This window comes from Paraburkholderia sp. EG304 (genome assembly GCF_046543485.1).
Lineage (GTDB): Bacteria > Pseudomonadota > Gammaproteobacteria > Burkholderiales > Burkholderiaceae > Paraburkholderia > Paraburkholderia youngii.
In genome coordinates, this window is record NZ_JBKGUA010000393.1 from 1 (window position 1) to 345 (window position 345).

At 59.1% G+C, this 345-nt stretch carries 1 pseudogene; it reads right to left on the reverse strand.

From position 1 onward, the window contains the following. Positions 1 to 345 (reverse strand): annotated as a pseudogene (locus tag ACLFKU_RS44445) (IS4 family transposase); the annotation flags it as partial.

The following is a 345-nucleotide window of genomic DNA, read 5'->3' on the forward strand; positions in this document are numbered from 1 at the left end:
TGAATGCAACGCACAGGATCGTCGAGAAGCTCGGTCGACTGGCGCATATTCTCCAGCCATCGCCAGCTTTCCTTTTCCTCAATCGGTACGCGCGTGGGATTGATATGGCGCTTGAGCTCCGAAGCCCTCTTGAACCGCTTTCTCGTCCAGAACTTCACCGCCGCCAGGCCAAGTGGCAATCCATCGGCAGTAACAGCAAGACTCGAATGCATCAGGATGTCGCATTGCGTGAGCGGTCGTCGCGGGCCCATGCCATTCTTCCCTGTGCGCAGGCTCGTCTTGCCCGTGTAGCCGATGAGTTCGGGACGCTCGCGCTGGTACGAGAATGCGGTCGTGTCCTGCAGG